Below are 25340 nucleotides of genomic sequence, written 5' to 3'. Positions count from 1 at the left end.
GACGACCGCCCTCCAGAACGCGCGCGTTTCGGCCAAGGATAGCGTCGAGCGCCTGTCGGACGTCAGCCAGCGGGCGGAGGCTGCGGCGTCCCGTCTGGAGTTGCTGCTTGCCTCGATGCACGACTTGCCGGAGCAGCCGAAAAAACCGATGAGCGCGTTTTTCTCGGGTCATCAGCAATGAAACGCTCCCCGCGGCTCTTGCTGGCATTGTCGATTCTGCTGATCGGCTCGGGCACGTTGCGTCTGTCCGGCGGCATTCAAATCCCCGCCGTACTCGCGGACGAGGCGGAGACCTGCGTTGACACCACGCCCGAAGTGCTTGCCGCATTGAACGACCGCAGTGACCGCCTTGATCAGCGGGAGGACATCCTGAACACCCGCGCCCGCGAGATCGCCGAAGAGGAAGAGGCGCTCACCGCCTACATCGCGGAGATGGAAGCGACCAAAGCCAGCCTTGAGGACATGCTGAACCTTGCTGACAACGCCGTGGAAAACGACCTCGCGCGTCTGACGGAGGTCTATCAGAACATGAAACCGCGCGACGCTACCGCACTATTCACCGCGATGGACCCTGATTTTGCCGCCGGTTTCCTCGCGCGGATGCGCCCCGATGCCGCCGCGGCGATTATGTCGGGCTTGTCCCCCGAAACGGCCTACACGATCTCTGCTGTGCTGGCGGGGCGGTTCACCAATGTGACCGTGGACGAGGCGCTTACCCGTCCTTAACACCTGCTGTGCCACTCATATCCCCGAGTTCATAACGGGTGTGATTCTATGATTGGTGTCGTCGGCATTGTCCTGATCTTCGTCATGGTTTTCGGCGGCTACACGCTCGCCGGTGGTCATCTGGAGATCATCCTGCATTCCTTGCCTTACGAGATGATCATGATCGGCGGCGCGGGGCTGGGGGCCTTCGTGCTGTCGAATGACCTATCTGGCATCAAACACACCGCGCGGGACGTGGCCAAAGTGTTCAAGGGGCCGCATTGGAAACACGCCGATTACCGCGATTTGCTCTGCCTACTCTACGAACTGATCCGCGTTGGTCGCACCGGTCCCGTTGCGCTGGAGGCGCATATTGAGACCCCGCAGGATTCGCCGATTTTTGCCCGCTATCCCAAGATATTGGCCGACCGAGAGGCAGTTGCGCTGATCTGCGACACATTCCGCTCGGCCTCCATGAACTACGACGATCCGCATCAGGTCGAAGAGGTGCTCGACAAGCGCATGGAGACCGCGCGCCACGATGCCGAACACTCCACCCACGCGCTGCAATCCGTGGCCGATGCGCTGCCCGCTTTGGGAATCGTCGCGGCGGTGCTCGGGGTGATTAAGACGATGGGTTCGATCGACAAACCGCCCGAAATTCTGGGCGAGATGATCGGCGGCGCGCTTGTCGGCACGTTCCTTGGCGTGTTCCTCGCTTACGGGCTGATCGGCCCCTTCGCCGCGCGATTGAAGCAGGTCGTTGCGGAGGATGGGCATTTTTACCAGCTGATCCGGGAAGTGCTCGTCGCCAACCTTCACAATCACGCGCCGAATATCTGCATCGAGGTTGGTCGTCAGAACGTCCCCGGCCACGCGCGCCCCGAATTTAATGAGGTCGACGAGGCCCTCCGCACCCTTAAACAGGAAGCCGCATGAGGTGGCTTTGGCTCTGTCTGGCGCTGTGGGGCACGTCCGCGAATGCCGACACGCTCCCCGTCTGGAGCGGCGAGCACGGTGCTTTCACGCGGCTGGTCATTCCAATCGGCGCGCGGGAATGGGACTTGGTCAATCGCGGCGCGGACTATGAACTCACGATCATCGGAAGCGACTTCGATACCCGCCAGATCTACACCCGCATCGACCGCACCCGTTTAGCCGCAGTGAGCGGAGAGGACACGCTTCGCCTCACCCTTGGGTGTCACTGTCAGGCGTTCGCTGACACAGAAGACGGTAATCTCATCATCGACATCCGCGAGTCTGCTGTGATCACCCTACCGATTGTGGCCGAGCGTCCACCAGCGCCGCTCGAATTGCCACCCATGCAGCAACAGATTTTCGCCGCCAACATCGCACGCGCGGCGTCTGCTGCGTTCATTGATCCGCTTACTAACCTGAAATCCGACACCAACTCAGCCGGAATTACCTATCAGGATGCCCTTGGAACCCGCACTGACCCTTATGCGGATCGCACCGGCTGCTTGCCCGACGGTGCCCTTGATGTCGCGACTTGGGGAACGGGCGAGTTTCAGGCTGACGTGGAAAACGCGATATCGCACATGGCCGAAGGGTTCGACAGCCTGAACGATGAGGCACGCGAGGCACTCGCGAGAACCTACCTCTACTACGGCTTGGCCGAAGAGGCGGAGTCTTTGGCCACAAGTCCTGCAACCCGAGTCATCATCACTGCGCTGCTAACCAGTCATAGCTCTCTCACCACCCAGTCATCATGCGGCGACGACGCGCACCTCTGGGCGGCCGCGTCCGGTGCGCAAATCTCTGACGCCGCAGCCATCCAGCGAGCATTTCGGAGCCTGTCGTCCGATCTGCGCAACGCGCTTAGCGACCGCCTGACCGCCAGCTTGATCGACGTTCAGGACCTGTCCGCTGCTGCTGCGATCATTGCGATGACGCCTGAGCCGACAAAGCTGGCCCGCGCAAGGCTCGCGCTCGGTCTAGGGGATCTGTCAGGGGCAAAGTCCCTGTTGCTGGCCGCACTAGATAGCGATCAAGCAGGCGAAGCCTTCGATCTTTTCTTTGCGGTGAAGCCTCAAATATCGGCAAGCGATTTCGAGGCGCTCGCGGCTTATGCCTTCACCATCCGCCGTACCCCCGAATATACCGAGAAAATCAGTCAACTCGCGGAACTTGCCAGTCAGTCGGGCCTCTATGCGCAGGCATTCAGTGTCGCCTCAAGCGCGGCACTCCCCGAAGTCGTCCGAGCCCTCGTTGACACCGCCAATGACGCCGAGTTCTTGACGGTCGCGCTCACGCTTAAAGACCTGCCGCCGCGCTTGCAGAGCATCGTCGACGAGCGCCTCCATCGCATGGGGTTTGCCGCCGCAAACGAATTGTAAACCTTTGGGCATTAGCGTCGGATCATAACCGCAAGAATTGCGAATATGACCCAGATCTCGACCCTGTTCCGGCCTACCGTTCTCCTCGCGCTCGCGCTGATGGCGGTCATCGTCATGATGATCCTGCCCGTGCCTGCGATCATTCTTGATATCGGGCTGGCTGCATCCTTTGCGCTCGCGATCCTGATTTTCACAGTGACGCTGTTCATCGAGCGGCCCCTCGATTTCTCGGCCTTCCCCACGGTTTTGCTGGCCTCCCTCATGCTGCGTCTTGCGCTCAACGTCTCCAGCACGAAGCTGATTATCGGTCAGGGACATACAGGCACCGGCGCGGCGGGGCAGGTGATCGAAGGGTTCGCCTATTTCGTCATGGGCGGTTCTGTTTTGCTGGGCCTCGTCGTATTTTCTGTCCTGTTGATCGTGAATTTCGTGGTCATCAACAAGGGCGCGACCCGCATGGCAGAGGTCGGCGCGCGCTTTGCCCTTGATGCTATGCCTGGCAAGCAGCTGGCCATCGACGCCGACATGAGCGCAGGCGCGATCGACCATGCCGAGGCGCGCCACCGCCGCGAGGTCGAACAGGCGGAGACGACGTTTTTCGGCTCGCTCGACGGCGCATCGAAGTTTGTCAAAGGCGATGCCGTGGCGGGCCTTTTGATTACCGGTCTCAACCTCGTCATGGGCATGATCATCGGCACCGCGCTGCACGGAATGCCGATTGGCAAAGCGCTCGAGACCTACGCGATCCTCACCGTCGGCGACGGATTGGTCAGTCAAATCCCCGCGGTCGTCATCTCCATCGCCTCTGCGCTGCTGCTGGCGCGTGGCGGGTCCAAGGGGGCGACCGATATCGCGCTCGTGGGACAGCTGGGCAAACATCCTGCCGCCTTGGCGACGGTCGCGATGCTCATGTTGCTCTTCGCATTTGTGCCGGGCCTGCCGTTCATCCCCTTTATCGTCGGCGCAGGTGTCCTCGGCGCCTGCGCCTATTTTGCCCGCTCGAAACCCGCCGAACCCGATGCGCCCGAAGAAAACCTGCCAGCGCCCGAAGCGTCGCTCGGCGATATGCTGGACCTCGACGACATCCACGTGGAATTCGCGCCCGATCTGATCGAAATGGTGCTTGATCCCGTGACGGGCCTCGACGCGCGGATTGTCAGTATGCGCCAGCACGTCGCGACGCGGTACGGCCTGATCCTGCCGGAAATCCGGATGACCGACAGCGCAATGCTGCCCGATGGTCACTACGCGATCCGCATTCAGGGCGTGGAGCAGGCGACCGACCAACTGCGCCCCGGACGTATTCTGGCGCTGCTCCCCGACGGCACAAACCCGCCCGTTTCCGGTGAAACAGTGACTGAACCGGTCTACGGCGCGCCCGCGCGGTGGATCGCGCCGCAGGATCAGGACACCGCGTTGATCGAGGGGCTGACGACCGTGCTCCCGAACGAAGTGCTCGCCACGCATCTCCTTGAAATTATCAAACGCAATTTCCCGCGCCTCATGAGCCAGCGGGCGTTGGCCCGTATTCTGGACGAGATGGTGAACCTGTCGGATGGCACGCGGCGCGAAGCGAACAAGCGGCTCCTGAACGACATGATCCCCGACCGTGTGCCGACCGATTTGTTGCTAAGTGTCCTGCGGTTACTGCTGGAGGAACAGGTCTCCATACGCAATCTGCCGCTGATCCTTGAGGCGATCTCCGAGGGGCGCGCCACCTACGGCACCCCCGAAATGCTGACCGAATACGTGCGCCAGCGGCTCGGCTTCCAGATCATCGCGGAATACAAACGCAGCGACGGAACGCTCCCGCTGATCCAGCTCGCGCAGGAGTGGGAGGACACGTTCACCCGCTACCAGATCGCGGGCGAGCGTGCCGATGTGGCCCTGCCGCCCGATGTGTTCAACCAACTCGGCACGTCTATCGCCGAAAAGGCGTCTGAAATCGCGGGCAATGGTGTTCAAGCGGCCATCGTCACCAACGCCAGACGGCGGCGGTTCCTGCGCACGATCCTCACCGCGCGGGGCGTGTCGAACCCCGTCATCAGCTTCGAGGAAATCGGCCTCTCCGCCAAACCCGCGCTCGTCGGTCTGGTGCCCGCATGACGCTTGCCGATATCGGGGCGGAGGCGGTCTGGGCGGCGATGATCCTCTTCGCGCGGATCGGTGCCTGCATCGCCCTCGCCCCCGCATTCGGAGAAATGACGCTGCCCGTTCGCATCCGCCTCGGGATCGCGCTGGCCTACACGGTGACGCTTTGGTCCATCGTGCAGATCCCAGCAGAACAGACTCTAAATCAGGCAATCATCACCATTATTGTCGAGGCTCTGAACGGCCTCTTTTGGGGTATTCTTCTGCGCCTCGTGGTGATCGCTCTTGAAACTGCGGGCACGATTATTGGGCAGTCGATGTCTCTGTCGCAGCTGTTCGGCAACACCGCTGGCGCCGAGCCGTTGCCCGTCGCGGGTCAGATTTTGCGCGTCGCCGGCCTCGCGCTCGCCTGTGCGCTGGGCCTGCATGTGAAGCTCGCCGCCTACCTGATCGCGACCTACCAGATCGCGCCTGTAGGCGATCTGATCTCGGCCGATACCATGATGCAGGCGGGGCTGGAGGCGATCAGCTCTACCTTCGCCCTTGCTTTTTCGCTCGCCGCCCCATTCGTGATCGGCGCGTTCCTCTATAACCTCACAATCGGTTTCATGAACCGCGCGATGCCGCAGTTCATCCTGACGATCGTCGGCGCGCCCGTGAGTATGCTTGGCGGTATATTCCTCCTGATTCTCATGGCGCCGCTGATCCTCGGCCTCTGGATCGAAACGCTGGATCGGATGCTCGCCCCATGAGCGAGGACGACGACAAGCAGTTCGAGCCATCGCAAAAGCGGCTCGACGATGCCCGAAAGCGCGGGGAGGTCGCCAAATCGCTCGACCTCGTCACCGCGGCGTCTTGGGGCGGCTTGCTGATCGCGATGCTCGTGACCATTGGGGCGTCTTTTGGTTACCTCGGCACTATGTTCATGGTGCTGATCGAAACCGCTGGGTGGACCGAGATTGATCGACCGCTGCTGGGGCGGCTTTTGGGGCAAACGGCCCTCCCGACACTCGCTTGGTTTCTGGTCCCGCTGCTCACGTCGGCGCTGGCGCTATTTGCCCAGCGCGCCGTGATATTCGCGCCGACCAAGCTTGCGCCCAAGGCCGACCGCATCAATCCGCTCAAGAACGCCAAGCAGAAATTCGGGCGGGCAGGGCTGTTCGAGTTCGCGAAAAGCGCGGCCAAACTCATGCTCTACGGTGCCGTTCTGGCCGTCGTCATTGCCCGAGGGCTGCCTGACATCACACGGTCGATCTGGATGACTCCGGCACAGGCAGTTGGCGCGATGATGTGGCTCGCGGCGCAGGCGTTTGCCGCTGTGATCGTGCTGTCTGGGGTAATCGGCGTAGTCGATTTCATGTGGCAACGGGCCGAACTGCACCGGCGTAACCGCATGAGCCGTCAGGAGTTGATGGACGAAACCAAGGAAAGCGAAGGCGATCCGCAGCTCAAGCAGCAGCGCCGCCAAAAGGCCGTCGATATCGCGATGAACAAGATGTTGGCGGACGTGCCGTCGGCGGATGTGGTGATCGTGAACCCGACGCACTACGCGGTCGCGCTGAAGTGGGACAAAGCGTCCGGCCAAGCGCCGATCTGCGTGGCGAAAGGGGTCGACGAAGTCGCCGCGAAAATCCGCGAACTGGCCGCCGAATACGCAGTGCCGGTGCGATCCGACCCTCCGGCGGCGCGGGCGCTTTATGCGACAGTCAAAGTCGGCGAGCCGATCCGTCCAGACCACTACCGCGCTGTCGCCGCCGCGATCCGGTTTGCCGACGCCCTGAAGAAGCGAGCGCGATGAAAAACCTGTCCAAACTGCAACAGCTCACCGACGCGGTCTATGCCGCCGAGATGGCAAAGGTAACGGATCTTAACCGGCAGGAGCAGCACCTGCGCCAGAGGCTGGCCGAGCTGAAAGCCGCGCCCACGCCAGACGGAATTTCGCCATTCGCTTTGGCCGGTGCCGATCTGAAATGGCAGAGCTGGATTGCCGAAACCCGCCGCGCGCTGAACATCGAACTTAGCCGAGTCCTCGCGGCAAAGGAGCGAGCGCGCACCGGGCTGTCCACCGCGCTTGGCAAGCAGCAGGCGGTGAAGAAGTTGATCGAAAATCAAAGTCTAAAACGGCGAAATCACACGTCCTGACGCGCGATGTCGAGGATCAATACGTCCTCGATCGCGTCAGGCAGGACGACCTCGGCAGCCTCTTTCAGGACCTGCCGCAGCGTGCGCATCTTGTCCGAGCTCGTAAAGTTGCCCGAAAATCCGCCAAGGTTCGCGTGCTCCATCAGGGCGGAGAACAAGACATCGCGCAGCTTTGGCTCCATCGCGTAGACGCTATCCTTTTCGTCCTCGGGCACCTGCAAAGACAGCGAAAGCACGACGACCGACCGCATCTCGGCATCCTCGACCACAGGCACGATGAACTGGTTGTTCAGCTTGGCGTAGGCGGCGGTGGTTTCGTGCTCCTCGTCAGGGGCGTGCTCCTCGGCGGCCTCGTGCGGTGCCTCGTCCGAGCTCAGGAAATACCCCGCGCACGTGCCCGCCGCGATGCCGATGATGAAAAACAGAACGGGTATCAGAAGCCGCATTTCGCCCCCTTAGAACGGTAGCAGCGCGTCGGCGATCTGCTGGCCGTAACGCGGTTGCTGCATGTCCGAAATCTGCCCCTCGCCGCCGTAGGAAATACGGGCGGAGGCGATTTTGTCGTAGGTAATTTCATTCTGGCGGCTGATGTCGATGGGCCGCACGAAGCCGGACACCAGCAGCTCTCGCATCTCGAAATTGACACGGACCTCCTGGCTCCCTTGGATTGCGAGCACGCCGTTGGGCATCACGTCCGTCACGGTCGCTGCCACGCGGAGTGTCAGTTTCTCGCTCCGCCGGATCGAGCCGTCACCCCGCGCGGAACTGGTGGACCCGAGCCCGACCGCCGATCCCATCGACGCGCCGGCGGGCAGGCGTTCGTCCATGCGTTGCGGCCAACCGAAGAGGTCGTTGATCTCCATCTCCTGCGAGGCGCGGCGCGAGCGGTCGGAGGAGTTGTTGATCTGCGCGCCCTCGTCGATTTCCACCACTACTGTCAGGATATCGCCCCGCGTCATCGCGCGGCGTTCACCGAGCAGCGATCCGCGCTCGCCCGTCCAGAGCGACGCGGTCTGCGCGGGGCGAAAGGGTTCGGCTTCCTCGGCGAATGGAAACGCGGGCGTCATCATCGCGGTGTGCTCGACCGTTGTGACGGGCGGCGACATTTCCGGCAGTTGGCCGATGCGGCCTAGCGGAGTGCAGGCCGACAGGCAAAGCGCGGCGATGGCAATTCTAGCGGCCCACATAAGCAGCTCCATCCACGCCGATCTTGGCGCTCACTGTGTTGCGCGAGCCGAGGTTCATCACGCGGATCACCTCCCCCGGTCCGGCGCGATCCAGCGCGCGTCCATCGGTCGAAATCATCATGCCGCCGGTATCGTAGATCAGCGTGATCACCTGATTGCGCTCGACCACGGCAGGCATCCGTAGGCTCGCCGCGCTGATCGGGCGGTTGGCGTAGAGCGCGACGCGGGCTTCCATCCCGATGATCGACGCGGCGTCCGCGATGCCGCCGGGAATGTCCTGCGCGATTTCCTTGAGGTCCTCGGCCATCAGCACAGTGCGCGGCGGAATCGTTCGTGCGGCAACGACCGTGTCCGCAAACGTCGGAGACGCCGTCAGGCAAAATAACAACGCACGGATCATCGGACCTGCACCATTGCGCTCAGCATCTGGTCGGCGGCGGTGATAACCTTAGAGTTCATCTCGTACCCCCGCTGCGCCTCGATCAGATCGGTCACTTCGCGGACGGCATCCACGCTGGAATCCTCCAGATAACCCTGACGCAGCACGCCCAACCCGTCCTGTCCCGGCGTCGATACAAGCGCGGGACCGGAGGCCGTGGTCTCCGCAAACATGTTGCTGCCCGTAGCCTCGAGCCCTTTGGGATTGGTAAACATGGCAAGGCTGAACTGGCCGAGGAGTTCCGGCTCGATCCGATCCGCGAACTGAGCGTAGACCTCACCTTCCGCTGAAATAGAGACGGATTTTGTGTCAGCGGGTAGCGTAACGCCTGGCATCACGGCGTATCCCTCCGACGTCACGATCTGACCGTCGGCAGAGATTTTCAGGGCGCCGTCCCGCGTGTAACCCGAGGTGCCGTTCGGCAGCATGACCTCCAGATAGCCCGCGCCTTCGATGGCCACGTCGAGATCGCCGCCCGTCGCGGCCAGCGCGCCTTGTTGGATCATCACGGACACGGCGGTCGGCTTCACGCCAAGGCCAAGCTGCACCCCTGTTGGCATCACCGTCCCGTCGCTCGCGGTGATCGTGCCGGGCCTGACGGCCTGCTGATAGTGAAGGTCCGCAAACTCCGCCCGCCGCGGGTCAAAGCCGGTCGTGTTCATGTTAGCGAGGTTGTTGGAAATCACCTCGACCCGAGTTTGCTGGGCGCTCATTCCGGCGGCCGCGATCGCAAGGACGCGCATGGTTATCTCCTATCGCGTGATGGTGCCGAGCGCATTGCGGACCCGTTCGTCCTCGCGCTCGCTGAAACTCTGGCCCAATTCGTAGGCCCGTTGGACCTCGATCAGGCGGCTGATCTGAAGGATCGGATCAACGTTGGACTGCTCGACAAAACCCTGAACCATGCGGCCCTCGGCGGGCTCATAGCCGTCCGCCGCAAACCGCGTGCCTTCGGTCCTGCGCATCGTCAGCGGGTCGGCGGGTTGCCAGATACCGACTTGCCCGACGATCTGTCCGTCTGCCGAAATCGTTCCGTCCGGCGCGATGCCGACCGAGCCTGCGCCGATAGGCACGAACACAGGCGCGCCGCCGCTATCGAGCACCGGATGCCCGTCCATCGTCACCAGATCGCCCATCTCGTTCGGCGTGAAATTCCCTGCCCGTGTGAGGCGCTGCCCCTCCGGCGTTTCGACCAGAAAGAAGCCGTCCCCTTCGATAGCGAGGTCATACGTCCCGCCCGTCTGCGCCAGAGCGCCCTGCGAGACCGAAAAATGATGCGCCCGCGCCGCCGACATAGAGACTGATCCGGCGCTATTCAGGAACTCCGAAAACGTGATCCCCGCCGACCTGAAACCTGCGGTATTCGCGTTCGCGATGTTGTTCGCGATGGTCTGCATTTCGGTCATCAGACCGGACTGACGGCTCAGGCTTGTGGTAATCGCGTCCATCATGCCCCCGCAATCATCGGCACCAGCGTATCGCGCCACAGCGACACGAGCGTCTGCGTCATGAACCCCATCGAGGCCCAGAACACCGCGACGATGCACACCAGTTTCGGCACGAACGTGAGGCTGTTTTCCTGAATGGAGGTGAGCGCCTGAAATAGGCCGATCACCAACCCGACGACCAGCGACACCGCGAGCAGCGGGGCGGACATCACCACGCCGGCCCAGAGCGCCGCGCGCAGCACGTCGAAAATTGCGCCTTCGCTCATCATACCGGCATCCTCAGGATTTCCTGATACGCCTCTACGACCTTGTCGCGGATGGTCACCGCCGCTTCGACAGCGAGCTCCGTCTGCGCCAGCGCCTGCACCAGCGAGTGTGCGTCCGCGCCGCCTGTCATCGACGCGATGGCCGTTGTTTCACTGGCGCGCAGCGTTTCGGCAAAATCCTCTGCCTTGCCAAGCACCGTGCCGCCGTGGCCTTGCGCGGGCGTGGTGGCGGGCTTGTTGGCGGCGTAAGCCTGCGTCGCAAAACGTGAAGAGATATCCATAGCGTGCTCCTTCAGCGACGCAGCAGATCAAGCAGGCCCGAGGACATCTGTTTGATCTGTTCGAACATTTTGAGATTGGCCTCGTAAGACCGCTGCGCCTCGCGGGCGTCGGCGATTTCGACCAGCAGATCGACGTTGGAGCCGTTGTAGTGCCCCGTCTCGTCGGCCAGTGGGTGCGAGGGATCGTAAATCTGCGACAGCGGTGATTGATCGAGCGACGTGCGCCCGACCTCGATCCGTCCGGTCTGCTGACCGCGTTGGACCTCGGCGTCAAAGCTGACCAGCTTGCGGTGGTATCCGGGCGTATCCGCATTTGCGATATTTTCGGAAAGCCGCCCGATCCGCGCGGTCTGCGCGGACATGCCGGAGGCTGAAATGCCAAGCGCTTGGGTAAAGTCAGACATGGCTTACCCCCGTCCGAGCGCAGTGCGCAGAACAGTCAGCCCGTGCCGATAGATGGCCAGCGCTTTTTCGTGGTCGCGCTGGGCGTCGACCGCCTTCACCATCTGCTGTTCGAGCACAACTGCCGCGCCGGTATCGAACGTCGTGGCGGTTTCGTCTGTGCCCATGTGGCTCGTGCTGGACGTTTTCAGCGCCAGCCCGCGCTCCATCGTCGCCTCGAACGGCGCCACACCTTTTGCGTGGTATCCGGGACGATCCGCGTTCGCGATGTTCTCTGCGATGACACTCTGCCGGCTGCCCGCATAGGCCGACATGGCGCCCGCGACCCGGAAAAGAGCTGCATTTTCTATCATCGGGGCTTCTCCCTCGATTGCTTCAACCTCTGCTTAACCCCGATTCCTTAAGAAGGGGTTGAGAGGCAAAGGAGCGATGATGACAGATAGTGTTTTTGAACGCGGCAGGGCGGCAGTTCGGCGTGTAGATGTGCAGAATTATGCCGGAATAGTCTCGAAGATTTCTGGTGGCATCTTGTCTGTCGACGGTTTGCCCGACACCACGCGACTCGGCGATCAAGTCGAGGTCGTCACCGACAGCGCTCGTATCAAAGCCGAGGTGATCGGACTCGAAACGGACGTTCGCCTGATGACCGACGGCCCGACCCGCGGAGTAAAACTGGGCGACACCGTCATCCATCGTGGAAAGTCGCATTTCCGCCCCGACGCATCATGGATCGGCCGCGTGATCGACCCCGACGGCAAGCCGCTCGACGGTCGACCGTTGCTGGACGGGCTGCGCACGGCCACTCTCGACCGTAATCCGCCTGACGCCTACGCCCGCCGCCCGCTTGGTGCGCGGGTCCCTACCGGTCTTGCCGTTTTCGACACCATGTTGCCCATCGTGCGCGGCCAGCGCATCGGTCTTTTCGCGGGCTCCGGCGTCGGGAAATCCACGCTCATCGCCAACCTCGCCCGAGGCATGGCCGCCGATGTGATCGTCATTGCAATGGTCGGTGAGCGCGGCCGCGAGGTGCGGGAGTTCGTCGAAAATGTCCTAGGCCCCGAGGGCCTTTCGCGTTCGGTCGTTGTTGCAGCGACCTCCGACCAGTCCGCCAATATGCGCAGGCGCTGCGCCCTATCCGCGACCGCCGTGGCCGAACACTTCCGCGCGCTGGGTCAGCAGGTGTTGCTATTCGTCGACTCGGTGTCGCGTTTCGCCGAAGCTCACCGCGAAATCGCCGCAGCGAGTGGTGAGGCGTCGAACTTGCGTGGTTTTCCGGCATCGACCGCGGCCTCCATCGCCCGCCTGTGTGAGCGTGCCGGACCCGGCCCCGCGAACGAAGGCGACATCACCGCGATCTACAGCGTGCTCGTCGCCGGCTCGGATATGGAGGAACCTGTGGCCGACATGCTGCGCGGCGTCCTCGACGGACATGTCATTCTAAGCCGCGACATCGCAGAGCGCGGCAGATTTCCCGCGATCGACGTTCTCCGCTCGGTGTCGCGTGCCTTGCCTGCTGCGGCGAATGAGGCAGAGAATGCGCTGATCAAAGAGGCTCGCAGTCTGATGGCGGCCTATGAGCAGTCTGAGTTGATGATCCAGTCCGGTCTCTATTCCGCTGGAAGCGATCCGCAAATCGACAAGGCGATCAAACTGCGGAACGGTCTGGAGCAGTTCCTTTCCTATCCTTCCGTCGGCATCGGCACAGCGTTTGCCGACCTGCGGCGCACGCTAGAGGGGCGCTCAACGTAAGAGCGTCAGAATGTGCGACTGAACCGCCGACGGATTGGCCATCTCCGAGCGGACGAAGAACATCCGAAGTAGTTTTTCCTGTCCTTCCGGTTCCAGAAATTGCGCGACATCGGACGTTCCCAGCACCCGTTCCGAGCGGTCCCTGAACTGCTCGAGCTGCTGATCGATATCGAGCGCACCGAAACTCGTCGGAAAACCGAGCGCTGTCTCAAACACCTTGCGCACCGCGGGGTTGCCCATCACGGCGAACCATTTGCCGTCGCCGCTTGCGACCGAACTGTCGATGTCTTCCAATGCGGACCCGAGGTTCAGCGCCATCCGCATCGTATTGTCGACCTCGCCCAGCGCGGCCTCGAAACTGCGGTCCTGATAGCGGGCCACAATGTTCGCCACACCGTCGGTTGTGAGCGGCTTCCCGTCCCCGAATCCCAGCGCTTTGGCCATCGCGGCATAGCGTTTGTCTGACAGCTTCCCTGCCAGCGCCTCACGGTCGCCTGTCGGGCTTTCGAGGACTTTGCGCACGAACGCTTTGGCATTGATGTCGTCGCCCAAACCGAACGCTTCGAGGGCAACCGACATTAACCGGCGATCGGAAACCAGTTCCTCTGCGCTTTCTACTCCGCCTATCGTTTCGCTGAAATAGGCACTGTTTCGCGCCGCTTCGCCGCTTTGCGTAAAGGCGTCCTTCTGCTTGTCCAGCGTCCGGTTCAGGAACACCCAACCGCCGTAACCGGAGAGCGGAACGACAGGCTGGAAGCTCATGAATATTGCGCCATCAGACGGTCCTCGCGGGGGAGGAGCGTACGCAGATGGCGGAGGCATTTGTAATAGTCGCCCTCCAGCACGGCGCTCGTCCCTTTGGTCAGCGCCTGTTTGCTGTCGTGATCGCAGAACACTTGGCTGAGCTGCTCGATCCCGCTGAGGATCTGGCGTTTCGCCTGTATTTCCTCGGCATCGCCGGACAGTACAAGCTGCGCGATGTAGCAAACGCGGCGGACGGGCGTGTTGGCCTCGTCAGGGTGGATCGCATCACGCAGGCGGAGGATATTCGCCTTGGGTGTCAGGATCGAAATGCGGGAGCGTTTGTCACCGTTTTCGATCACTGCGCCGTTCACCAGCAGCCGCTCACCCGGCCCGAGTTTCAGAACGAGCCCGCTCATGCTGCTGCCTCGGACGACAGGCCGGCAATGACAGCACGGTTGATGTCGACGAGCACAGCCGGATCGGCGCCATCCTTCAGGACGAGGCTGGAGTGGTGGTGCGTGAATTCGGCAAGGTAGAAAATCTGGCCTCGCAGTTGATCGGGCAGCCCATTGTCGTCGCTCGCAATATCGACCGCGATGGTCGTCCAGAGCTTGCGGTTGTCATGCAGCGCCTCGATCAGCGCTTTGCGGTGGGTCCCCGCAATCGCCCGTGACAGGCGCGAGGTGATCTGACCGAACAGAAGCCGCTCCATCGAACGGGGGTGGCGGCTGACGGCGGTTTTCGGGTCATAGCCCATGCGGGCCTGAATAATGGCGTTCAAGGCAAAGTCCTTTCGGGACGGAAATGGCACGATTTCATCGTGATTGGGGGAGGGCTACGCGCCCTCCCCCCGGCCTTAGCGGAAGAGCGACAGGATCGACTGCGGCGCCTGGTTCGCCATTGACAGCGACTGCACGCCGAGCTGCTGCTGCACCTGAAGCGCTTGCAGGCGGGCGGAAGTTTCCTCCATATCCGCGTCCACAAGGCTGCCGATGCCTGCCTTCAGCGCGGACGACAACTTGCCGATGAAGTCCGACTGTGTCTCAAGTCGCCCTTGGGCCGAACCGAAGGCAGCCGCCGCGTCGACCGAATTGGCGATCAGCGTGTCGATATTGCCCAGCGCAGCCTTTGCGCCGTCCTTGGAGGACACGTCGATAGTGTCGAGCCCGAATAGACCGCCAGACGCTTCGCCGCCAGCCGCGCCGGTGACACCCAAGCCCAGCGACGCAGACCCGCTGCCATCATTGTCGACCTTGAGCGTCCATTGGCCTGTTGTCGCGTCCTGAGTGACAGAGGTCGACACCCCGTCAACGCTGCCGCCGTCGATTGCGGCTTTCAGGCCCTTCGCGACGTCCTCCATCGTCTCGCCCTTGCCGGCCACATAGCTGTAGGAGGACGAACCGATCGTCACGCGATACCCGTCACCGTCATTCACGCTGGCGCTGGCGGAGAAGTCGATGGTTTCTGCGCGCTCGGCGATTTCCGTCGCGCTGGCAGTAGCACCGGTCGCCGACAGGCTTACATCTTCGAACGCGCGGGTGGATGTGATGTCGATCTGGTTTGCCGTGCCGCCATTTACAGCCGCTGTGACACCTTCGATACCGAGCGCGTTGATGGCGGAGGTAATGGTCGCAGCCGCAGCATCCTGGTCGCCCGCCAGATCACCTGCTGCGAACGAAAGGACTGTGCCGGCGATATCAATGCTGATCGTATTGTCGGACATGTCGGCATCGGTTGCGATCGTGACATTCGCCGAGTTACCCGCCGAAGCGACTGCTGTATCCGAAGGGGTGGCGTTCGCGTTCAGCGATGTCCCGCTGCCGAACGTGCCCTTCGACGCCGTCAGGTCCTGACGGTCAATGGCGATGTTCGAAACAGACACTGTACCGTCCGAAGCGCGGTCGAGCGAGGACAGAACCTCCACCGAATCCGACCCTTCGAGGAAGTTGAGGCCGTTGAACTGCGCTGCGCCCGTGACCGATTTGATCTGGTCGCTCAGCGCCTTGATGTCCGACTGGATCTTGTCGCGGTCGACGTTCTCTTCCTGCGCGGCGACGATCTTGCCTTTGATGTCGGTGAGCAGGTCGGTCACCGTCTCGGACGCACCCGCCGCAACCGCGAGGCTCGATTCGGCGAGCGACAGGCTGTCCGAAATGCCCTTGAAGCCCTTCACGTCGGCTTCCATCACCTTGGAAATCGCCCAGACCGAGGCGTCGTCCTTGGCCGAGTTCACCGACTTACCGGTCGAAATGGTGTCCTGAACTTTGGACAGATCGCTATTGATGCTTTTGAGAGTGTTCAGCGCAACCATGGCGCCGTTGTTGGTCAGAATGCTGGACATGAGTCAGAGTCCCTTTTGCTGGCGCTTTTGCGCCCGTGTTCCAAAAGCCGTTCGGCTCGGTGAAATGTCGTTCTGACTGTCCGGAGTGTCCGGCGATCCATTCGGGATCTGAAGTGACTGTGCGGGTCAGGTTCTAAGATTCCCCTAACGGCCCGCGAATTTTACGACTGCCTATCGATCGTTTTGCGCGACTTGCGCGGCATTTTGCGCCCGTCGGCATCATAATAGCCAAACGTCTCCTGAAGCAGGGACAGATCGGCAAGTCGCTGACGCACAACGGAAATTCCGGCCTGCGCCCGCTGGAGAAGCGCGAGGTTGCGCGCGGCTTCTTTCCTGATCTGCACGGCTTCGGCCTCGGTCAGGAGAGCTGCATCAAACTCCACAGGATTTAGATTGAATTGTCCGTGAATAATCGCCTCGCGGTCGGCGGCGAGGGCCTTCAATACGCGCGCTGCCTCAGTCATTTCGGGCCTCCAGTGCGGTCAGGATGGTCTGCGATAGACCGATTCCGCCAGCCGCGACGAGCTTTTCCGAAACGGCATCACGCATGAACGTATCGAATTCCGCGCCGTTCTGTTCGCCGCCGAAACCCGTGTGTTTCAACATCTCTGACAGGAATTGGCTCTCGATTTTCTGCGCCGCAAGCCGCAGGTCGGTCGGTGGGATTTGCATGATCACTCCTTTGTTGTCCGAGCAAGCATGAAACGCGGCGGTAAATATTCGGTAAGTTTCATCGGCTATCAAATCGAGAGCCACAGGAGCCCCGATGATTCCGTTTCAAATCCCAGACCTGCCGATTTGCCCGATTCCATCGGCTGCCTCGCCCGTCGAGAGCGGCGCGGAATTCGCAGCGGTTTTCGCCGAGTTGGTGCGGGAAGTGGTGCAAGTCGAGGAGCCTGAGCCTATTCCTGAGGCCGCGGTTGAAGTTGACGTTGAGAAGCTTGAAGAGGGGGCGGTCGAAGAGGCTGAAGTACCTGATGCGCCGGTGGCCGAAGTCCCACAGGCGAACCGCGAACCGACACCAACGCCGGACTCCGAACAGTCACAACTGTTGACTGAGATCCCTGCTCGGCCGTGCAGCGATGAGCCACCGGCGGAAACAGCAGAACCAGCCAAGGTGCCGATCCCGCGTGAGGATGCTGAGGCACCTGGCGATGCACCTCCAACCATTGAGCCGCTAATGCCGGATAGGGTTGCGCCGCCCCAAATACCTGAGGCGAACACGCCGGTCGCAACGCAGTCGGTGGACAGGTCTAAAGTCCACGATGACGTACCGCAGCCTGTCAAAAAGACGGCCCAAGTCGAAACCGCTCCAGCCGAGCGACCAACTGCTGCGCTGGCACCAGTTCATGTCGAATCGGGAACGCAGATGCCCGAGCAGCAGACTGATTGCCCAGAACCCGCCGCTCCAGAGTCATCTGAGGACCCCAGCGCCGATACCCCGCTTGCCGTCCCCCGCGAACGAGACGCTCCACAAACGCCGTCGCTCCCGTTACCCGCCCCCCAGCCAACCAGAGCGTCCGAGCCGCCCGCACAGCGCACCGAGGTGCCCGCCGCCCCAGACATTGCCCCCCTTCGTGCCGCGACCCCCGACGAACCCGGTGTCGTCATTGCGTCGGAAACTGCCGACGTGATCGAAGTCGATATCCCTCAGGGCAAGGACGCGCCCGTGAAGCTCAGGATCGAGACGGCCGACGACTCCGCCATTGTCACGGTCACGACCGAGCGGCAGATGATCGAACCTGTCCAGCGCGCACTGCCGGTACTGAGTGACGAAATGGTGCGCAGCGGGTTTGCCAGCCTGTCGGTGAACATCGAGGCACGCGGCGAACGGCAGAAACGCCAGCAAAGGGCGACAGAACATCATCACGATGACGCGCCGCAAGAGCGACCACGCATCACGACCGGCATCGATATCCGAATTTAGGAGACCCCAATGGAAGTCACTTCGGCCACAACGCCCACAACGCCGTCCGCCCGCTCCAAGATCGGGTCGGATTTTGATACCTTTCTCAAGATGTTCACGGTGCAGCTCCAGAATCAGGACCCACTGAACCCGACCGATCCGTCGGACTATGCCGTACAACTGGCGACGTTCTCTGCGGTCGAGCAGCAGGTCATGACCAACGATCTACTCACCGGCCTGTCCGACCTGATGGCCTCTGCCTCGCTCGCGGATTTCGCGGGGATGGTGGGCAAGGAGGTGCTCGCGCCGACTACCGTTACCTATACGAACACGCCGATCACCGTCGAAATCCCGCCAGCCGCCGGAGGGGCGGACAGCGCAGACCTTGTGGTCAGGGATGAGAATGGGTTCGAGGTGCAGCGGATGCCCGTGAGCGTGGCGGGCAGCACGATCAACTGGAGCGGCGAGGCGCAAGGCACCCACAGCTTCGCGCTCGAATCGTACGAAGGGGACACCCTGACCGCGACGACCACAGCGTCGGTCTATGCGCGGGTGGTAGAGGTCCGCAGCGACGCCAGCGGACCGGTGCTCGTGTTCGAAAGCGGCGGAACAGCGCCCGCCGCCTCGATCAGCGGTCTGCGAGGTTAGAACGCGCCCGAAAGCGCCAGAAGCCAGATCACCAGACCCGAGGCCGCAGCGCCGCCAACGAACCACCAGCCGTGGCGGTGAGTGTTCTCTTCATCGTCACCGGAGTTATGGCCCTGCTTCACCAATGCTGCCTGCGCAAGTTCGGGCAGGCGGGGGCCGAAACGGGCGAGGACTAGCGCGGTGCGGGACAGATCGCGGATGACGGCTTTGGGGCCGATGCTTTCCTTGATGTAGTCCTCGACGATGGGCTGGGCGACTTCCCAGATGTTGATATGCGGGTCGAGCGAACGGGCCACGCCTTCGACAACGACCATCGTGCGTTGCAGCAGGATCAGCTCGGTGCGGGTCTGCATGCCGAAACGTTCGGTGACTTCGAACAGGTAGGACAGCAGGCGACCCATCGAGATGCGCGAGGCATCCATACCAAATATTGGCTCGCCCACCGCACGCAGCGCGCGGGCGAATTCGTCCATGTCCTGATTGGCAGGGACATAGCCCGCTTCGAAGTGAACCTCGGCCACGCGGCGGTAGTCACGGCGGATGAAACCGAACAGGATTTCAGCGTATACACGCCGTGTATATTCATCAATTCTGCCCATGATTCCAAAGTCATAGGCGATGATGTCACCGTTTTCACTGATCTTCAGGTTGCCCTGATGCATGTCAGCATGGAAGAAACCGTCGCGAAGTGCGTGGAGCAGAAACAGCTCCAGAACGCGGGCACCGAGACGCGCGCGGTCATGTCCTGCGGCGTCGATCGCGTCGTTATCACCGGAGCCGACGCCCTCGACCCAGCCCAGCGTCATCACGCGGCGGGACGATAGGTGCCAGAAGACCGGCGGGACAGAGAAGCCCGTATCGCCCGCCGTGTTGGCTTCGAATTCGGACGCGCCGGAAGCTTCGAGCCGCAGGTCCAGCTCTCCCTGAACCACTCCGTCGAAGTGGCGGATCACCTCCATCGGGCGCAGGCGGCGCGACGACGGGGAGAGGAATTCGACCATCTGCGCGGCAAAATAGAACGCGTCGATATCCTTGCGGAACGCTTTCTCCACACCGGGGCGGAGGACCTTCACGGCGACTTCTGCGCCTGTGTCCTTCAGCACGGCCTTATGGACCTGCGCGATGGACGCGGCGGCCACGGGGGCGGAGAATTCGGAGAAAACGTCGTCGACCTTGATGCCCAGCTCGCGCTCGACTTCTTCCTCGGCGATCGCCACGGGGAAGGGGGGCAGGGCGTCTTGGAGGACGCGCAGTTCGTTCGCCATCTCGGGGCCGACCACGTCGGGGCGGGTCGACATGATCTGGCCGAACTTGATGTAGGCAGGGCCGAGCGCCGTCAGTGCACGCGATACGGGGGGCAGCGACGGGTCGCCTTTGTAGCCGAGCCAGCGGAACGGAAACGCCAGCGTGCGGGCCACGGCGCGCAGCAGCGGACCGGCCTCAAAAGCGTCGAGCGCATGGTTCATCGCGCCAGCGCGTTCGAGCGTCGCGCCGGTACGGATCAGGCGCCAGATATTGTGGGGACCGCGCATCAGATCTTCCAGCCGGAGTGCAGGCAGGCAATGCCCATCGACAGGTTGCGGTATTTGGCGTTCTCGAAGCCCGCGTTCTTCACCATGCCGAGGAAGGTTTCTTGATCGGGGAAGTTACGGATCGATTCCACGAGGTACTGATAGCTCTCGCTATCGCCCGCGATCACCTTGCCCATCCGCGGGATGACGTTGAACGAATAGAGGTCGTACATCTTTTGCAGCATGTCGTTCGGGATCTGGCTGAACTCCAGTACCATCAGGCGACCACCGGGTTTCAGCACGCGGTACGCCTCGTTCAGCGCCTCCTGCGGGCGGGTCACGTTACGGATGCCGAAGCTGATGGTGTAGACGTCAAAGGTGTTGTCCGCGAACGGCAGCTTCATCGCATCGCCGACCACCCAGTCGAGGCTCTCGGCCATGCTTTCTGCTTCGGCACGCTTGCGGCCTTCAACCAGCATCGACTCGGTCAGATCGCAAACGGTGGCGTGGCCGTGGCCCGCACGCTTGAGGAAACGGAACGAGATGTCGCCGGTGCCGCCAGCCACGTCGAGCAGCTTCTGACCGCCGCGCGGGGCCAGCCAGTCCATCATCGCGTCCTTCCAGACGCGGTGGATGCCGACGCTCATTACGTCGTTCATGATGTCGTACTTGGAGGCGACCGAGGTGAAGACGCCTTGGACCTTTCCGGCCTTTTCCTCTTCCTTGACGGTCTGGAAACCGAAGTGAGTGGTGTTTTCGGGGGTCTCGGTCATGTCGCACATAAGCCTTCTGATGGTCGGGGACGGGTTATAATCTTTCAGGGGTGGTGACAAACCCCCTTTGTGCCGCATCCATCACGTAGATGTGGCGTCCCATGCCCCGCGTCAAATGCTGCGGGGCTTGAAAAACGGCACCACTTGGCCCGATTTAGGGTGCGACAGGTCTAGAAAGGTCCAGATGCCCGAACTTCCCGAAGTCGAAACCGTCCGCAAAGGTCTCCTTCCCGCGATGGAAAGCGCCCTGATTTCCAATGCCGCGGTGAACCGCCCCGATCTGCGCTGGCCATTTCCGGAGCGTATGGCAGAGCGTCTGACAGGCAAGCGCATCAACGCGCTGCGCCGCCGCTCGAAATACATCCTCGCGGACCTCGATAGTGGGGAGACGCTGCTGATCCACCTTGGCATGTCGGGCCGCATGACGGTGTCGGGCCATACGATCGGTGAATTCCACCATCCGCACCCGACGCCGGCAAAACACGACCATGTGGTCTTCGACATGGACAACGGCGCGCGCGTCACCTTCAACGATGCCCGCCGCTTTGGTGCAATGGACCTGATGGCGACCGAAGGGCAGGCCGATCACTGGCTGCTCAAGGGAATCGGGCCGGAGCCCTTCGGCAACGACTTCAACGAATCCTATCTGGTGGAGCGGCTGGCGGGTCGCAAATCCCCGATCAAAACCGCGCTGCTGGACCAGAAAATCGTCGCCGGTCTGGGCAATATCTACGTCTGCGAAGTGCTCTACCGCGCGGGAATCGCCCCCGCTCGCCTAGCCGGAAGCCTGACCCAACGTGAGGTCGCGGGACTCGTGCCGCTGATACGCGAAGTTTTGGCGGATGCTATAGAAGCAGGCGGTTCTTCTTTACGCGACTACCGCCAAGCGGACGGTGAACTGGGGTATTTCCAACACACTTTCAAGGTGTACGACAGGGAGGGTGAATCGTGCCTAACCGACGGATGCCAAAGCAAAATCGAGCGATTCGCCCAGAGCGGTAGGTCGACGTTTCACTGTCCGCAATGCCAAAGATAGCTTGATCGCCCGTGGCTCGGTGTTAAGCACTTGGTTTCAAGTTAACCGCTACCGAGGCTGCTCATGGCTTACGAGACGATCATCGTGGACGTTCAGGCGTATGTCGCCACGATTACCCTGAACCGACCCGAGGCTCTCAACGCTCTCAACTCCCAGCTTTTGGGCGAACTGTGTTCGGCGCTCGAAGCTGCCGACCAGAATGAGAAGGTGCGCTGCATCGTTATCACCGGCTCCGAGAAGGCATTTGCCGCTGGCGCCGACATCTCGGAAATGTCGAAGAAGTCCTTCGTCGATATGTACACCGAGAAGTTCTTTGCCACCGAAGGCGAGCGCTTCAACAACATCAAGAAGCCGATCGTGGCGGCTGTGGCCGGCTACGCGCTGGGCGGCGGTTGCGAGCTGGCCATGATGTGCGACTTCATCATCGCCGCTGACAACGCCAAATTCGGCCAGCCCGAGATCAACCTCGGCGTCATCGCCGGTATCGGCGGCACCCAGCGTCTGACCCGCTACGTCGGCAAGTCCAAATCGATGGACATGCACCTGACCGGCCGTTTCATGGATGCCGAAGAAGCCGAGCGCTCGGGCCTCGTGTCCCGTGTCGTTCCGCTCAAGAAGCTGAAAGAAGAAGTCGCTTCGGCTGCCGAGAAGATCGCAGAGAAATCGCTGCTGGCCGCCGCCGCTGCGAAGGACTGCGTGAACCGCGCCTACGAAGTGCCGCTCGAAGACGGTCTCGCCTACGAGCGCGCGATCTTCTACTCGCTCTTCGCGACCGAAGATCAGAAGGAAGGCATGGCCGCGTTCCTCGAGAAGCGAGAGCCGCAGTTCCGCGACCGCTAAAACACTTGCCTTTTAGGGCGGCGGGCATTAAACGCCGCCCGATACATGCGCGTGAGGCCCGCTAGGCCAGAATCAGCCGGTTCGTAAAACCCGGTGGGGCCCGTTGCGCTAACGATATTCTATTATGGTCCCCCGCGGACCCTCGAAAGGGAAGACGAACATGGCAAACACGCCCCAGTCCAAAAAGCGCGCACGTCAGAACGAACGCCGCTTCGCAGTCAACAAAATGCGCCGTTCGCGCATTCGCACCTACCTCCGCAAAGTCGAAGAAGCCATCGCATCGGGCGATCAGGCTGCTGCTGCTGCCGCTCTGAAGGCTGCTCAGCCGGAACTGATGCGCGGCGTCACCAAGGGCGTCGTTCACAAGAACACCGCTTCGCGCAAGATCTCGCGTCTCGCATCGCGTGTAAAAGCACTCGCTTGATTCTGCTCACAGAACGGTGAATTTCCCTTGATACAAGGGGAACAAAACGCACCCAAATCGGGTGCGTTTTTTTTGTGGCTATCGTGCCACCCTATCCTTTCGCGCGGCCTTGTTTTTAAGGCGCGCAGAGATTCTTTTTGCCCAAAGCCAGAGTCAAGATCGTTGTTGTGTTGAGGGGATTATACCCCGTTGCTAACTTCACGAGGCGATTCACATCGTTCCTGGGGGAGCAGGTGAAAGCCGGTGATTGGGTACGCACGTTTTGCAACCTTAACGTGCGATACACTCTCTACGAGCTAAGACCATACGATCCTACGGTGCCGTTACAGAGTATGTAGCGGGCCAATGGCCGTGGCTTGTCTGCAATCGGGTCGGACCCGAAGGCAACGCCCCCGTTTTGTAAAGTACGAGGCCGGCATCAGTACGCCGATGGCCATCTGTAAGTGACATAGAATGCGACTTGGTCGCCTGGTGTGGGAGTCAGGCGAGCGACAGTTTTTTTGTCCTTACGGATCGATGTGAAAGGGTTGGGCAACCCGCTCGAACAAAGAAGACGTGACGACCGAAATGGACAGGCAGGAAATGACAAAAGAACTCTGGGGCAATATTTGCGAAACCCTCAGGAACACGATTGGGGCAGGAAACTTCGCCAACTGGATCGAACCGCTGGAATTCGTAGAAGTTTCGGATGGCGTCGCACAGTTCGTCGCGCCGACCTCTTTCTACGGCAACTACGTCACCCAGAATTACGCTGACCAGATCCTGTATCTGTTCCGCCGCCTCGATGTGCCTGCCGAACGCCTGTCGTTCCGCATCCGCCCGACGGCTGCCGCGATGCGTCCTGCCATGTCGAAACAAGCCGCTCCCACTGCACCGACCAAATCGGCCAAGACGAAAACCGAAAGCGCACCTGCCGCGCGTTCGTCCTATGCCGAAGACGGTATGCTGCCGGATTCGCAGCTCGACCCGCGCTACACCTTCGACAACTTCGTCGTCGGCAAGCCGAACGAGCTGGCGCACGCCGCAGCCCGCCGCGTTGCCGAAGGTGGCCCCGTCACCTTCAACCCGCTGTTCCTTTATGGCGGCGTCGGTCTGGGTAAGACCCACCTGATGCACGCCGTTGCCCATGAACTCCGCCGCCGCGACCCGAACCTCAATGTGGTCTATCTGTCGGCAGAGCAGTTCATGTACCGCTTCATCTCGGCGCTCAAAGACCGCCGTATGATCGACTTCAAACAGATGTTCCGCTCCGTGGACGTGCTCATGGTCGATGACGTCCAGTTCATCGCGGGCAAGGACTCCACGCAGGAAGAATTCTTCCACACGTTCAACGCGCTGGTCGAATCCCGTAAGCAGATCATCATCTCCGCCGACCGCGCACCGGGCGAGATCAAGGACCTCGAAGACCGCATCAAGTCGCGCCTTCAGTGCGGCCTTGTCGTCGACCTGCACCCGACCGATTTCGAACTCCGTATGGGTATCCTGCAAACCAAGGCAGAGATGTTCCACTCGCAGTTCCCCGGCCTCGAAATCGAAGACGGCGTTCTGGAATTCCTCGCGCACCGCATTTCGTCGAACGTCCGCGTTCTTGAAGGCGCGCTGAACCGTCTCTTTGCCATGGCGTCGCTGGTCGGAAAGCCGATCACCCTCGACATGACGCAGGACTGTCTGGCCGACCTGCTGAAATCCACCGACCGCCGCGTCACCATCGACGAGATCCAGCGCGCTGTGGCCGAACACTTCAACATCCGTCTGTCCGACCTCGTCGGCCCCAAGCGTCTGCGTGCCTACGCACGTCCGCGTCAGGTCGCGATGTGGCTGGCAAAGCGCCTCACCAACCGTTCGCTGCCGGAAATCGGCCGCAAGTTCGGTGGCCGCGACCACACTACCGTCATGCACGGTGTGCGCCGCATCGACGAGCTTCGCGAGGCCGACAGCCAGCTTTCGGATGAATTGGAGCTGCTGCGCCGCACTCTGTCCTCGTAAGAGCGAGAAATCTCGCTAAAACATTGTTATTAGGGCTTGAGAAGCAGGTTGAAACGGGTAGGGT

The 25340-nt window shown here is 61.6% G+C and carries 31 protein-coding genes and 1 pseudogene; 15 read left to right on the top strand and 17 right to left on the bottom strand.

Features of this window, described 5'->3' with window-relative positions; translation table 11 throughout:
* From HCZ30_RS12845 to HCZ30_RS12810, 8 genes and pseudogenes are all read left to right on the top strand, one after another.
* Window positions 1-181: pseudogene (locus HCZ30_RS12845) on the top strand (hypothetical protein); the annotation flags it as partial.
* Entirely contained in the window at window positions 178-726 is a 549-nt protein-coding gene (locus HCZ30_RS12840; protein ID WP_167638696.1) for a MotE family protein, read from the top strand. The pseudogene HCZ30_RS12845 and the gene HCZ30_RS12840, both read left to right, overlap by 4 nt.
* Before the next feature lie 48 nt (window positions 727-774).
* On the top strand, window positions 775-1644 hold the full coding sequence (gene motA / locus HCZ30_RS12835) for a flagellar motor stator protein MotA (protein WP_167638695.1): 870 nt from the start codon (window positions 775-777) through the stop codon (window positions 1642-1644).
* Entirely contained in the window at window positions 1641-3062 is a 1422-nt protein-coding gene (locus HCZ30_RS12830; RefSeq protein ID WP_167638694.1) for a hypothetical protein, read from the top strand. Before motA ends, HCZ30_RS12830 begins: the two co-directional genes overlap by 4 nt.
* 45 nt (window positions 3063-3107) lie before the next feature.
* The gene (gene flhA / locus HCZ30_RS12825; RefSeq protein ID WP_167638693.1) at window positions 3108-5168 is read left to right on the top strand and encodes a flagellar biosynthesis protein FlhA; all 2061 of its coding nucleotides are present in this window, start codon (window positions 3108-3110) and stop codon (window positions 5166-5168) included.
* Window positions 5165-5905, top strand: a complete 741-nt coding sequence (locus tag HCZ30_RS12820; protein ID WP_167638692.1) for a flagellar biosynthetic protein FliR — start codon at window positions 5165-5167, stop codon at window positions 5903-5905. Before flhA ends, HCZ30_RS12820 begins: the two co-directional genes overlap by 4 nt.
* Window positions 5902-6951, top strand: a complete 1050-nt coding sequence (locus tag HCZ30_RS12815) for an EscU/YscU/HrcU family type III secretion system export apparatus switch protein (protein ID WP_167638691.1) — start codon at window positions 5902-5904, stop codon at window positions 6949-6951. The genes HCZ30_RS12820 and HCZ30_RS12815 overlap by 4 nt, the downstream gene beginning before the upstream one ends.
* A complete protein-coding gene (locus HCZ30_RS12810) occupies window positions 6948-7295 on the top strand; it encodes a hypothetical protein (RefSeq protein WP_167638690.1) in 348 nt (115 codons plus the stop codon). Before HCZ30_RS12815 ends, HCZ30_RS12810 begins: the two co-directional genes overlap by 4 nt.
* On the opposite strand, the gene HCZ30_RS12805 is transcribed toward HCZ30_RS12810, so the two are convergent.
* From HCZ30_RS12805 to HCZ30_RS12765, 9 genes are read right to left on the bottom strand one after another with little or no spacing between them, the layout of a single operon-like run.
* Complete coding sequence (locus HCZ30_RS12805) at window positions 7283-7741, bottom strand: flagellar basal body-associated FliL family protein (protein ID WP_167638689.1); 459 nt, start codon at window positions 7739-7741, stop codon at window positions 7283-7285. The two genes, HCZ30_RS12810 and HCZ30_RS12805, sit on opposite strands and share 13 nt — an antisense overlap.
* 9 nt (window positions 7742-7750) lie before the next feature.
* Window positions 7751-8482, bottom strand: a complete 732-nt coding sequence (gene flgH, locus HCZ30_RS12800; protein ID WP_167638688.1) for a flagellar basal body L-ring protein FlgH — start codon at window positions 8480-8482, stop codon at window positions 7751-7753.
* Window positions 8469-8882, bottom strand: a complete 414-nt coding sequence (flgA, locus tag HCZ30_RS12795; protein WP_167638687.1) for a flagellar basal body P-ring formation chaperone FlgA — start codon at window positions 8880-8882, stop codon at window positions 8469-8471. The genes flgH and flgA overlap by 14 nt, the downstream gene beginning before the upstream one ends.
* The gene (gene flgG, locus HCZ30_RS12790) at window positions 8879-9664 is read right to left on the bottom strand and encodes a flagellar basal-body rod protein FlgG (RefSeq protein WP_167638686.1); all 786 of its coding nucleotides are present in this window, start codon (window positions 9662-9664) and stop codon (window positions 8879-8881) included. Before flgG ends, flgA begins: the two co-directional genes overlap by 4 nt.
* A 9-nt stretch (window positions 9665-9673) precedes the next feature.
* Entirely contained in the window at window positions 9674-10372 is a 699-nt protein-coding gene (locus tag HCZ30_RS12785) for a flagellar hook-basal body complex protein (RefSeq protein ID WP_167638685.1), read from the bottom strand.
* A complete protein-coding gene (locus HCZ30_RS12780; RefSeq protein WP_167638684.1) occupies window positions 10369-10638 on the bottom strand; it encodes a flagellar biosynthetic protein FliQ in 270 nt (89 codons plus the stop codon). The genes HCZ30_RS12785 and HCZ30_RS12780 overlap by 4 nt, the downstream gene beginning before the upstream one ends.
* Entirely contained in the window at window positions 10635-10916 is a 282-nt protein-coding gene (fliE, locus tag HCZ30_RS12775) for a flagellar hook-basal body complex protein FliE (protein ID WP_167638683.1), read from the bottom strand. Before fliE ends, HCZ30_RS12780 begins: the two co-directional genes overlap by 4 nt.
* An 11-nt stretch (window positions 10917-10927) precedes the next feature.
* Complete coding sequence (gene flgC, locus HCZ30_RS12770) at window positions 10928-11320, bottom strand: flagellar basal body rod protein FlgC (RefSeq protein ID WP_167638682.1); 393 nt, start codon at window positions 11318-11320, stop codon at window positions 10928-10930.
* 3 nt (window positions 11321-11323) lie between these two features.
* A complete protein-coding gene (locus HCZ30_RS12765; protein ID WP_167638681.1) occupies window positions 11324-11671 on the bottom strand; it encodes a flagellar basal body protein in 348 nt (115 codons plus the stop codon).
* 79 nt (window positions 11672-11750) lie between these two features.
* On the opposite strand from HCZ30_RS12765, the gene HCZ30_RS12760 reads away from it, so the two are divergent.
* Window positions 11751-13067 (top strand): FliI/YscN family ATPase, encoded by a 1317-nt coding sequence (locus tag HCZ30_RS12760; RefSeq protein ID WP_167638680.1) that lies wholly within the window; start codon window positions 11751-11753, stop codon window positions 13065-13067.
* Here HCZ30_RS12760 and HCZ30_RS12755 read toward each other — a convergent pair.
* The 6 genes from HCZ30_RS12755 to HCZ30_RS12730 all read right to left on the bottom strand — a co-directional run bounded on the left by HCZ30_RS12755 (window position 13059) and on the right by HCZ30_RS12730 (window position 16824).
* Entirely contained in the window at window positions 13059-13829 is a 771-nt protein-coding gene (locus HCZ30_RS12755; protein WP_167638679.1) for a DUF1217 domain-containing protein, read from the bottom strand. The two genes, HCZ30_RS12760 and HCZ30_RS12755, sit on opposite strands and share 9 nt — an antisense overlap.
* Window positions 13826-14227 carry a flagellar biosynthesis repressor FlbT gene (gene flbT / locus HCZ30_RS12750; protein WP_167638678.1) on the bottom strand — a complete coding sequence of 134 codons (402 nt, stop codon included), beginning with the start codon at window positions 14225-14227 and terminating at the stop codon, window positions 13826-13828. Before flbT ends, HCZ30_RS12755 begins: the two co-directional genes overlap by 4 nt.
* Complete coding sequence (gene flaF / locus HCZ30_RS12745) at window positions 14224-14592, bottom strand: flagellar biosynthesis regulator FlaF (RefSeq protein ID WP_246212798.1); 369 nt, start codon at window positions 14590-14592, stop codon at window positions 14224-14226. Before flaF ends, flbT begins: the two co-directional genes overlap by 4 nt.
* Window positions 14593-14667: 75 nt before the next feature.
* Window positions 14668-16152 (bottom strand): flagellin, encoded by a 1485-nt coding sequence (locus HCZ30_RS12740; protein ID WP_167638677.1) that lies wholly within the window; start codon window positions 16150-16152, stop codon window positions 14668-14670.
* Window positions 16153-16313: 161 nt separating this feature from the next.
* Entirely contained in the window at window positions 16314-16616 is a 303-nt protein-coding gene (locus HCZ30_RS12735; protein ID WP_167638676.1) for a hypothetical protein, read from the bottom strand.
* Window positions 16609-16824 (bottom strand): flagellar biosynthesis protein FlgJ, encoded by a 216-nt coding sequence (locus HCZ30_RS12730; RefSeq protein ID WP_167638675.1) that lies wholly within the window; start codon window positions 16822-16824, stop codon window positions 16609-16611. Before HCZ30_RS12730 ends, HCZ30_RS12735 begins: the two co-directional genes overlap by 8 nt.
* A 94-nt stretch (window positions 16825-16918) precedes the next feature.
* Between HCZ30_RS12730 and HCZ30_RS12725 the strand changes: the two genes are divergently transcribed.
* Together HCZ30_RS12725 and HCZ30_RS12720 are read left to right on the top strand one after the other, a co-directional pair.
* The gene (locus tag HCZ30_RS12725) at window positions 16919-18079 is read left to right on the top strand and encodes a hypothetical protein (protein ID WP_167638674.1); all 1161 of its coding nucleotides are present in this window, start codon (window positions 16919-16921) and stop codon (window positions 18077-18079) included.
* A 9-nt stretch (window positions 18080-18088) separates the two neighbouring features.
* Window positions 18089-18706, top strand: coding sequence for a flagellar hook capping FlgD N-terminal domain-containing protein (locus HCZ30_RS12720; RefSeq protein WP_167638673.1), 618 nt, complete (start codon window positions 18089-18091; stop codon window positions 18704-18706).
* Here the strand turns inward: HCZ30_RS12720 and ubiB are convergent.
* Together ubiB and ubiE are read right to left on the bottom strand one after the other, a co-directional pair.
* A complete protein-coding gene (gene ubiB, locus HCZ30_RS12715; RefSeq protein WP_167638672.1) occupies window positions 18703-20238 on the bottom strand; it encodes a 2-polyprenylphenol 6-hydroxylase in 1536 nt (511 codons plus the stop codon). The two genes, HCZ30_RS12720 and ubiB, sit on opposite strands and share 4 nt — an antisense overlap.
* Window positions 20238-20990, bottom strand: a complete 753-nt coding sequence (gene ubiE, locus HCZ30_RS12710; protein ID WP_167638671.1) for a bifunctional demethylmenaquinone methyltransferase/2-methoxy-6-polyprenyl-1,4-benzoquinol methylase UbiE — start codon at window positions 20988-20990, stop codon at window positions 20238-20240. The genes ubiB and ubiE overlap by 1 nt, the downstream gene beginning before the upstream one ends.
* A gap of 184 nt (window positions 20991-21174) precedes the next feature.
* Here ubiE and mutM point away from each other — a divergent pair, with 184 nt between their 5' ends.
* From mutM to dnaA, 4 genes are all read left to right on the top strand, one after another.
* The gene (gene mutM, locus HCZ30_RS12705; protein WP_167638670.1) at window positions 21175-22026 is read left to right on the top strand and encodes a bifunctional DNA-formamidopyrimidine glycosylase/DNA-(apurinic or apyrimidinic site) lyase; all 852 of its coding nucleotides are present in this window, start codon (window positions 21175-21177) and stop codon (window positions 22024-22026) included.
* Window positions 22027-22089: 63 nt separating this feature from the next.
* Window positions 22090-22866, top strand: a complete 777-nt coding sequence (locus HCZ30_RS12700; RefSeq protein WP_167638669.1) for an enoyl-CoA hydratase — start codon at window positions 22090-22092, stop codon at window positions 22864-22866.
* 160 nt (window positions 22867-23026) lie between these two features.
* Complete coding sequence (rpsT, locus tag HCZ30_RS12695) at window positions 23027-23290, top strand: 30S ribosomal protein S20 (RefSeq protein ID WP_167638668.1); 264 nt, start codon at window positions 23027-23029, stop codon at window positions 23288-23290.
* A gap of 582 nt (window positions 23291-23872) precedes the next feature.
* Entirely contained in the window at window positions 23873-25276 is a 1404-nt protein-coding gene (gene dnaA / locus HCZ30_RS12690) for a chromosomal replication initiator protein DnaA (protein ID WP_217703050.1), read from the top strand.
* Window positions 25277-25340 lie beyond the last annotated feature (64 nt).

The sequence above is a fragment of the Marivivens donghaensis genome (genome assembly GCF_011806565.1).
GTDB lineage: Bacteria > Pseudomonadota > Alphaproteobacteria > Rhodobacterales > Rhodobacteraceae > Marivivens > Marivivens donghaensis_A.
Note: the sequence above shows the minus strand (reverse complement) of the source record. Positions and strands in the feature narration are given on the sequence as shown.

Coding starts and splice junctions, on each gene's coding strand:
- HCZ30_RS12730 (WP_167638675.1), bottom strand. CDS start 16,824: ATGCAAATCCCACCGACCGACCTGCGGCTTGCGGCGCAGAAAATCGAG.
- HCZ30_RS12725 (WP_167638674.1), top strand. CDS start 16,919: ATGATTCCGTTTCAAATCCCAGACCTGCCGATTTGCCCGATTCCATCG.
- HCZ30_RS12780 (WP_167638684.1), bottom strand. CDS start 10,638: ATGATGAGCGAAGGCGCAATTTTCGACGTGCTGCGCGCGGCGCTCTGG.
- HCZ30_RS12755 (WP_167638679.1), bottom strand. CDS start 13,829: ATGAGCTTCCAGCCTGTCGTTCCGCTCTCCGGTTACGGCGGTTGGGTG.
- HCZ30_RS12810 (WP_167638690.1), top strand. CDS start 6,948: ATGAAAAACCTGTCCAAACTGCAACAGCTCACCGACGCGGTCTATGCC.
- ubiB (WP_167638672.1), bottom strand. CDS start 20,238: ATGCGCGGTCCCCACAATATCTGGCGCCTGATCCGTACCGGCGCGACG.
- mutM (WP_167638670.1), top strand. CDS start 21,175: ATGCCCGAACTTCCCGAAGTCGAAACCGTCCGCAAAGGTCTCCTTCCC.
- HCZ30_RS12815 (WP_167638691.1), top strand. CDS start 5,902: ATGAGCGAGGACGACGACAAGCAGTTCGAGCCATCGCAAAAGCGGCTC.
- motA (WP_167638695.1), top strand. CDS start 775: ATGATTGGTGTCGTCGGCATTGTCCTGATCTTCGTCATGGTTTTCGGC.
- ubiE (WP_167638671.1), bottom strand. CDS start 20,990: ATGACCGAGACCCCCGAAAACACCACTCACTTCGGTTTCCAGACCGTC.
- HCZ30_RS12760 (WP_167638680.1), top strand. CDS start 11,751: ATGACAGATAGTGTTTTTGAACGCGGCAGGGCGGCAGTTCGGCGTGTA.
- dnaA (WP_217703050.1), top strand. CDS start 23,873: ATGACAAAAGAACTCTGGGGCAATATTTGCGAAACCCTCAGGAACACG.
- HCZ30_RS12720 (WP_167638673.1), top strand. CDS start 18,089: ATGGAAGTCACTTCGGCCACAACGCCCACAACGCCGTCCGCCCGCTCC.
- flgC (WP_167638682.1), bottom strand. CDS start 11,320: ATGTCTGACTTTACCCAAGCGCTTGGCATTTCAGCCTCCGGCATGTCC.
- HCZ30_RS12740 (WP_167638677.1), bottom strand. CDS start 16,152: ATGTCCAGCATTCTGACCAACAACGGCGCCATGGTTGCGCTGAACACT.
- rpsT (WP_167638668.1), top strand. CDS start 23,027: ATGGCAAACACGCCCCAGTCCAAAAAGCGCGCACGTCAGAACGAACGC.
- fliE (WP_167638683.1), bottom strand. CDS start 10,916: ATGGATATCTCTTCACGTTTTGCGACGCAGGCTTACGCCGCCAACAAG.
- flgH (WP_167638688.1), bottom strand. CDS start 8,482: ATGTGGGCCGCTAGAATTGCCATCGCCGCGCTTTGCCTGTCGGCCTGC.
- flgA (WP_167638687.1), bottom strand. CDS start 8,882: ATGATCCGTGCGTTGTTATTTTGCCTGACGGCGTCTCCGACGTTTGCG.
- HCZ30_RS12830 (WP_167638694.1), top strand. CDS start 1,641: ATGAGGTGGCTTTGGCTCTGTCTGGCGCTGTGGGGCACGTCCGCGAAT.
- HCZ30_RS12805 (WP_167638689.1), bottom strand. CDS start 7,741: ATGCGGCTTCTGATACCCGTTCTGTTTTTCATCATCGGCATCGCGGCG.
- flhA (WP_167638693.1), top strand. CDS start 3,108: ATGACCCAGATCTCGACCCTGTTCCGGCCTACCGTTCTCCTCGCGCTC.
- flgG (WP_167638686.1), bottom strand. CDS start 9,664: ATGCGCGTCCTTGCGATCGCGGCCGCCGGAATGAGCGCCCAGCAAACT.
- HCZ30_RS12785 (WP_167638685.1), bottom strand. CDS start 10,372: ATGATGGACGCGATTACCACAAGCCTGAGCCGTCAGTCCGGTCTGATG.
- HCZ30_RS12820 (WP_167638692.1), top strand. CDS start 5,165: ATGACGCTTGCCGATATCGGGGCGGAGGCGGTCTGGGCGGCGATGATC.
- HCZ30_RS12735 (WP_167638676.1), bottom strand. CDS start 16,616: ATGACTGAGGCAGCGCGCGTATTGAAGGCCCTCGCCGCCGACCGCGAG.
- HCZ30_RS12765 (WP_167638681.1), bottom strand. CDS start 11,671: ATGATAGAAAATGCAGCTCTTTTCCGGGTCGCGGGCGCCATGTCGGCC.
- HCZ30_RS12840 (WP_167638696.1), top strand. CDS start 178: ATGAAACGCTCCCCGCGGCTCTTGCTGGCATTGTCGATTCTGCTGATC.
- flbT (WP_167638678.1), bottom strand. CDS start 14,227: ATGAGCGGGCTCGTTCTGAAACTCGGGCCGGGTGAGCGGCTGCTGGTG.
- HCZ30_RS12700 (WP_167638669.1), top strand. CDS start 22,090: ATGGCTTACGAGACGATCATCGTGGACGTTCAGGCGTATGTCGCCACG.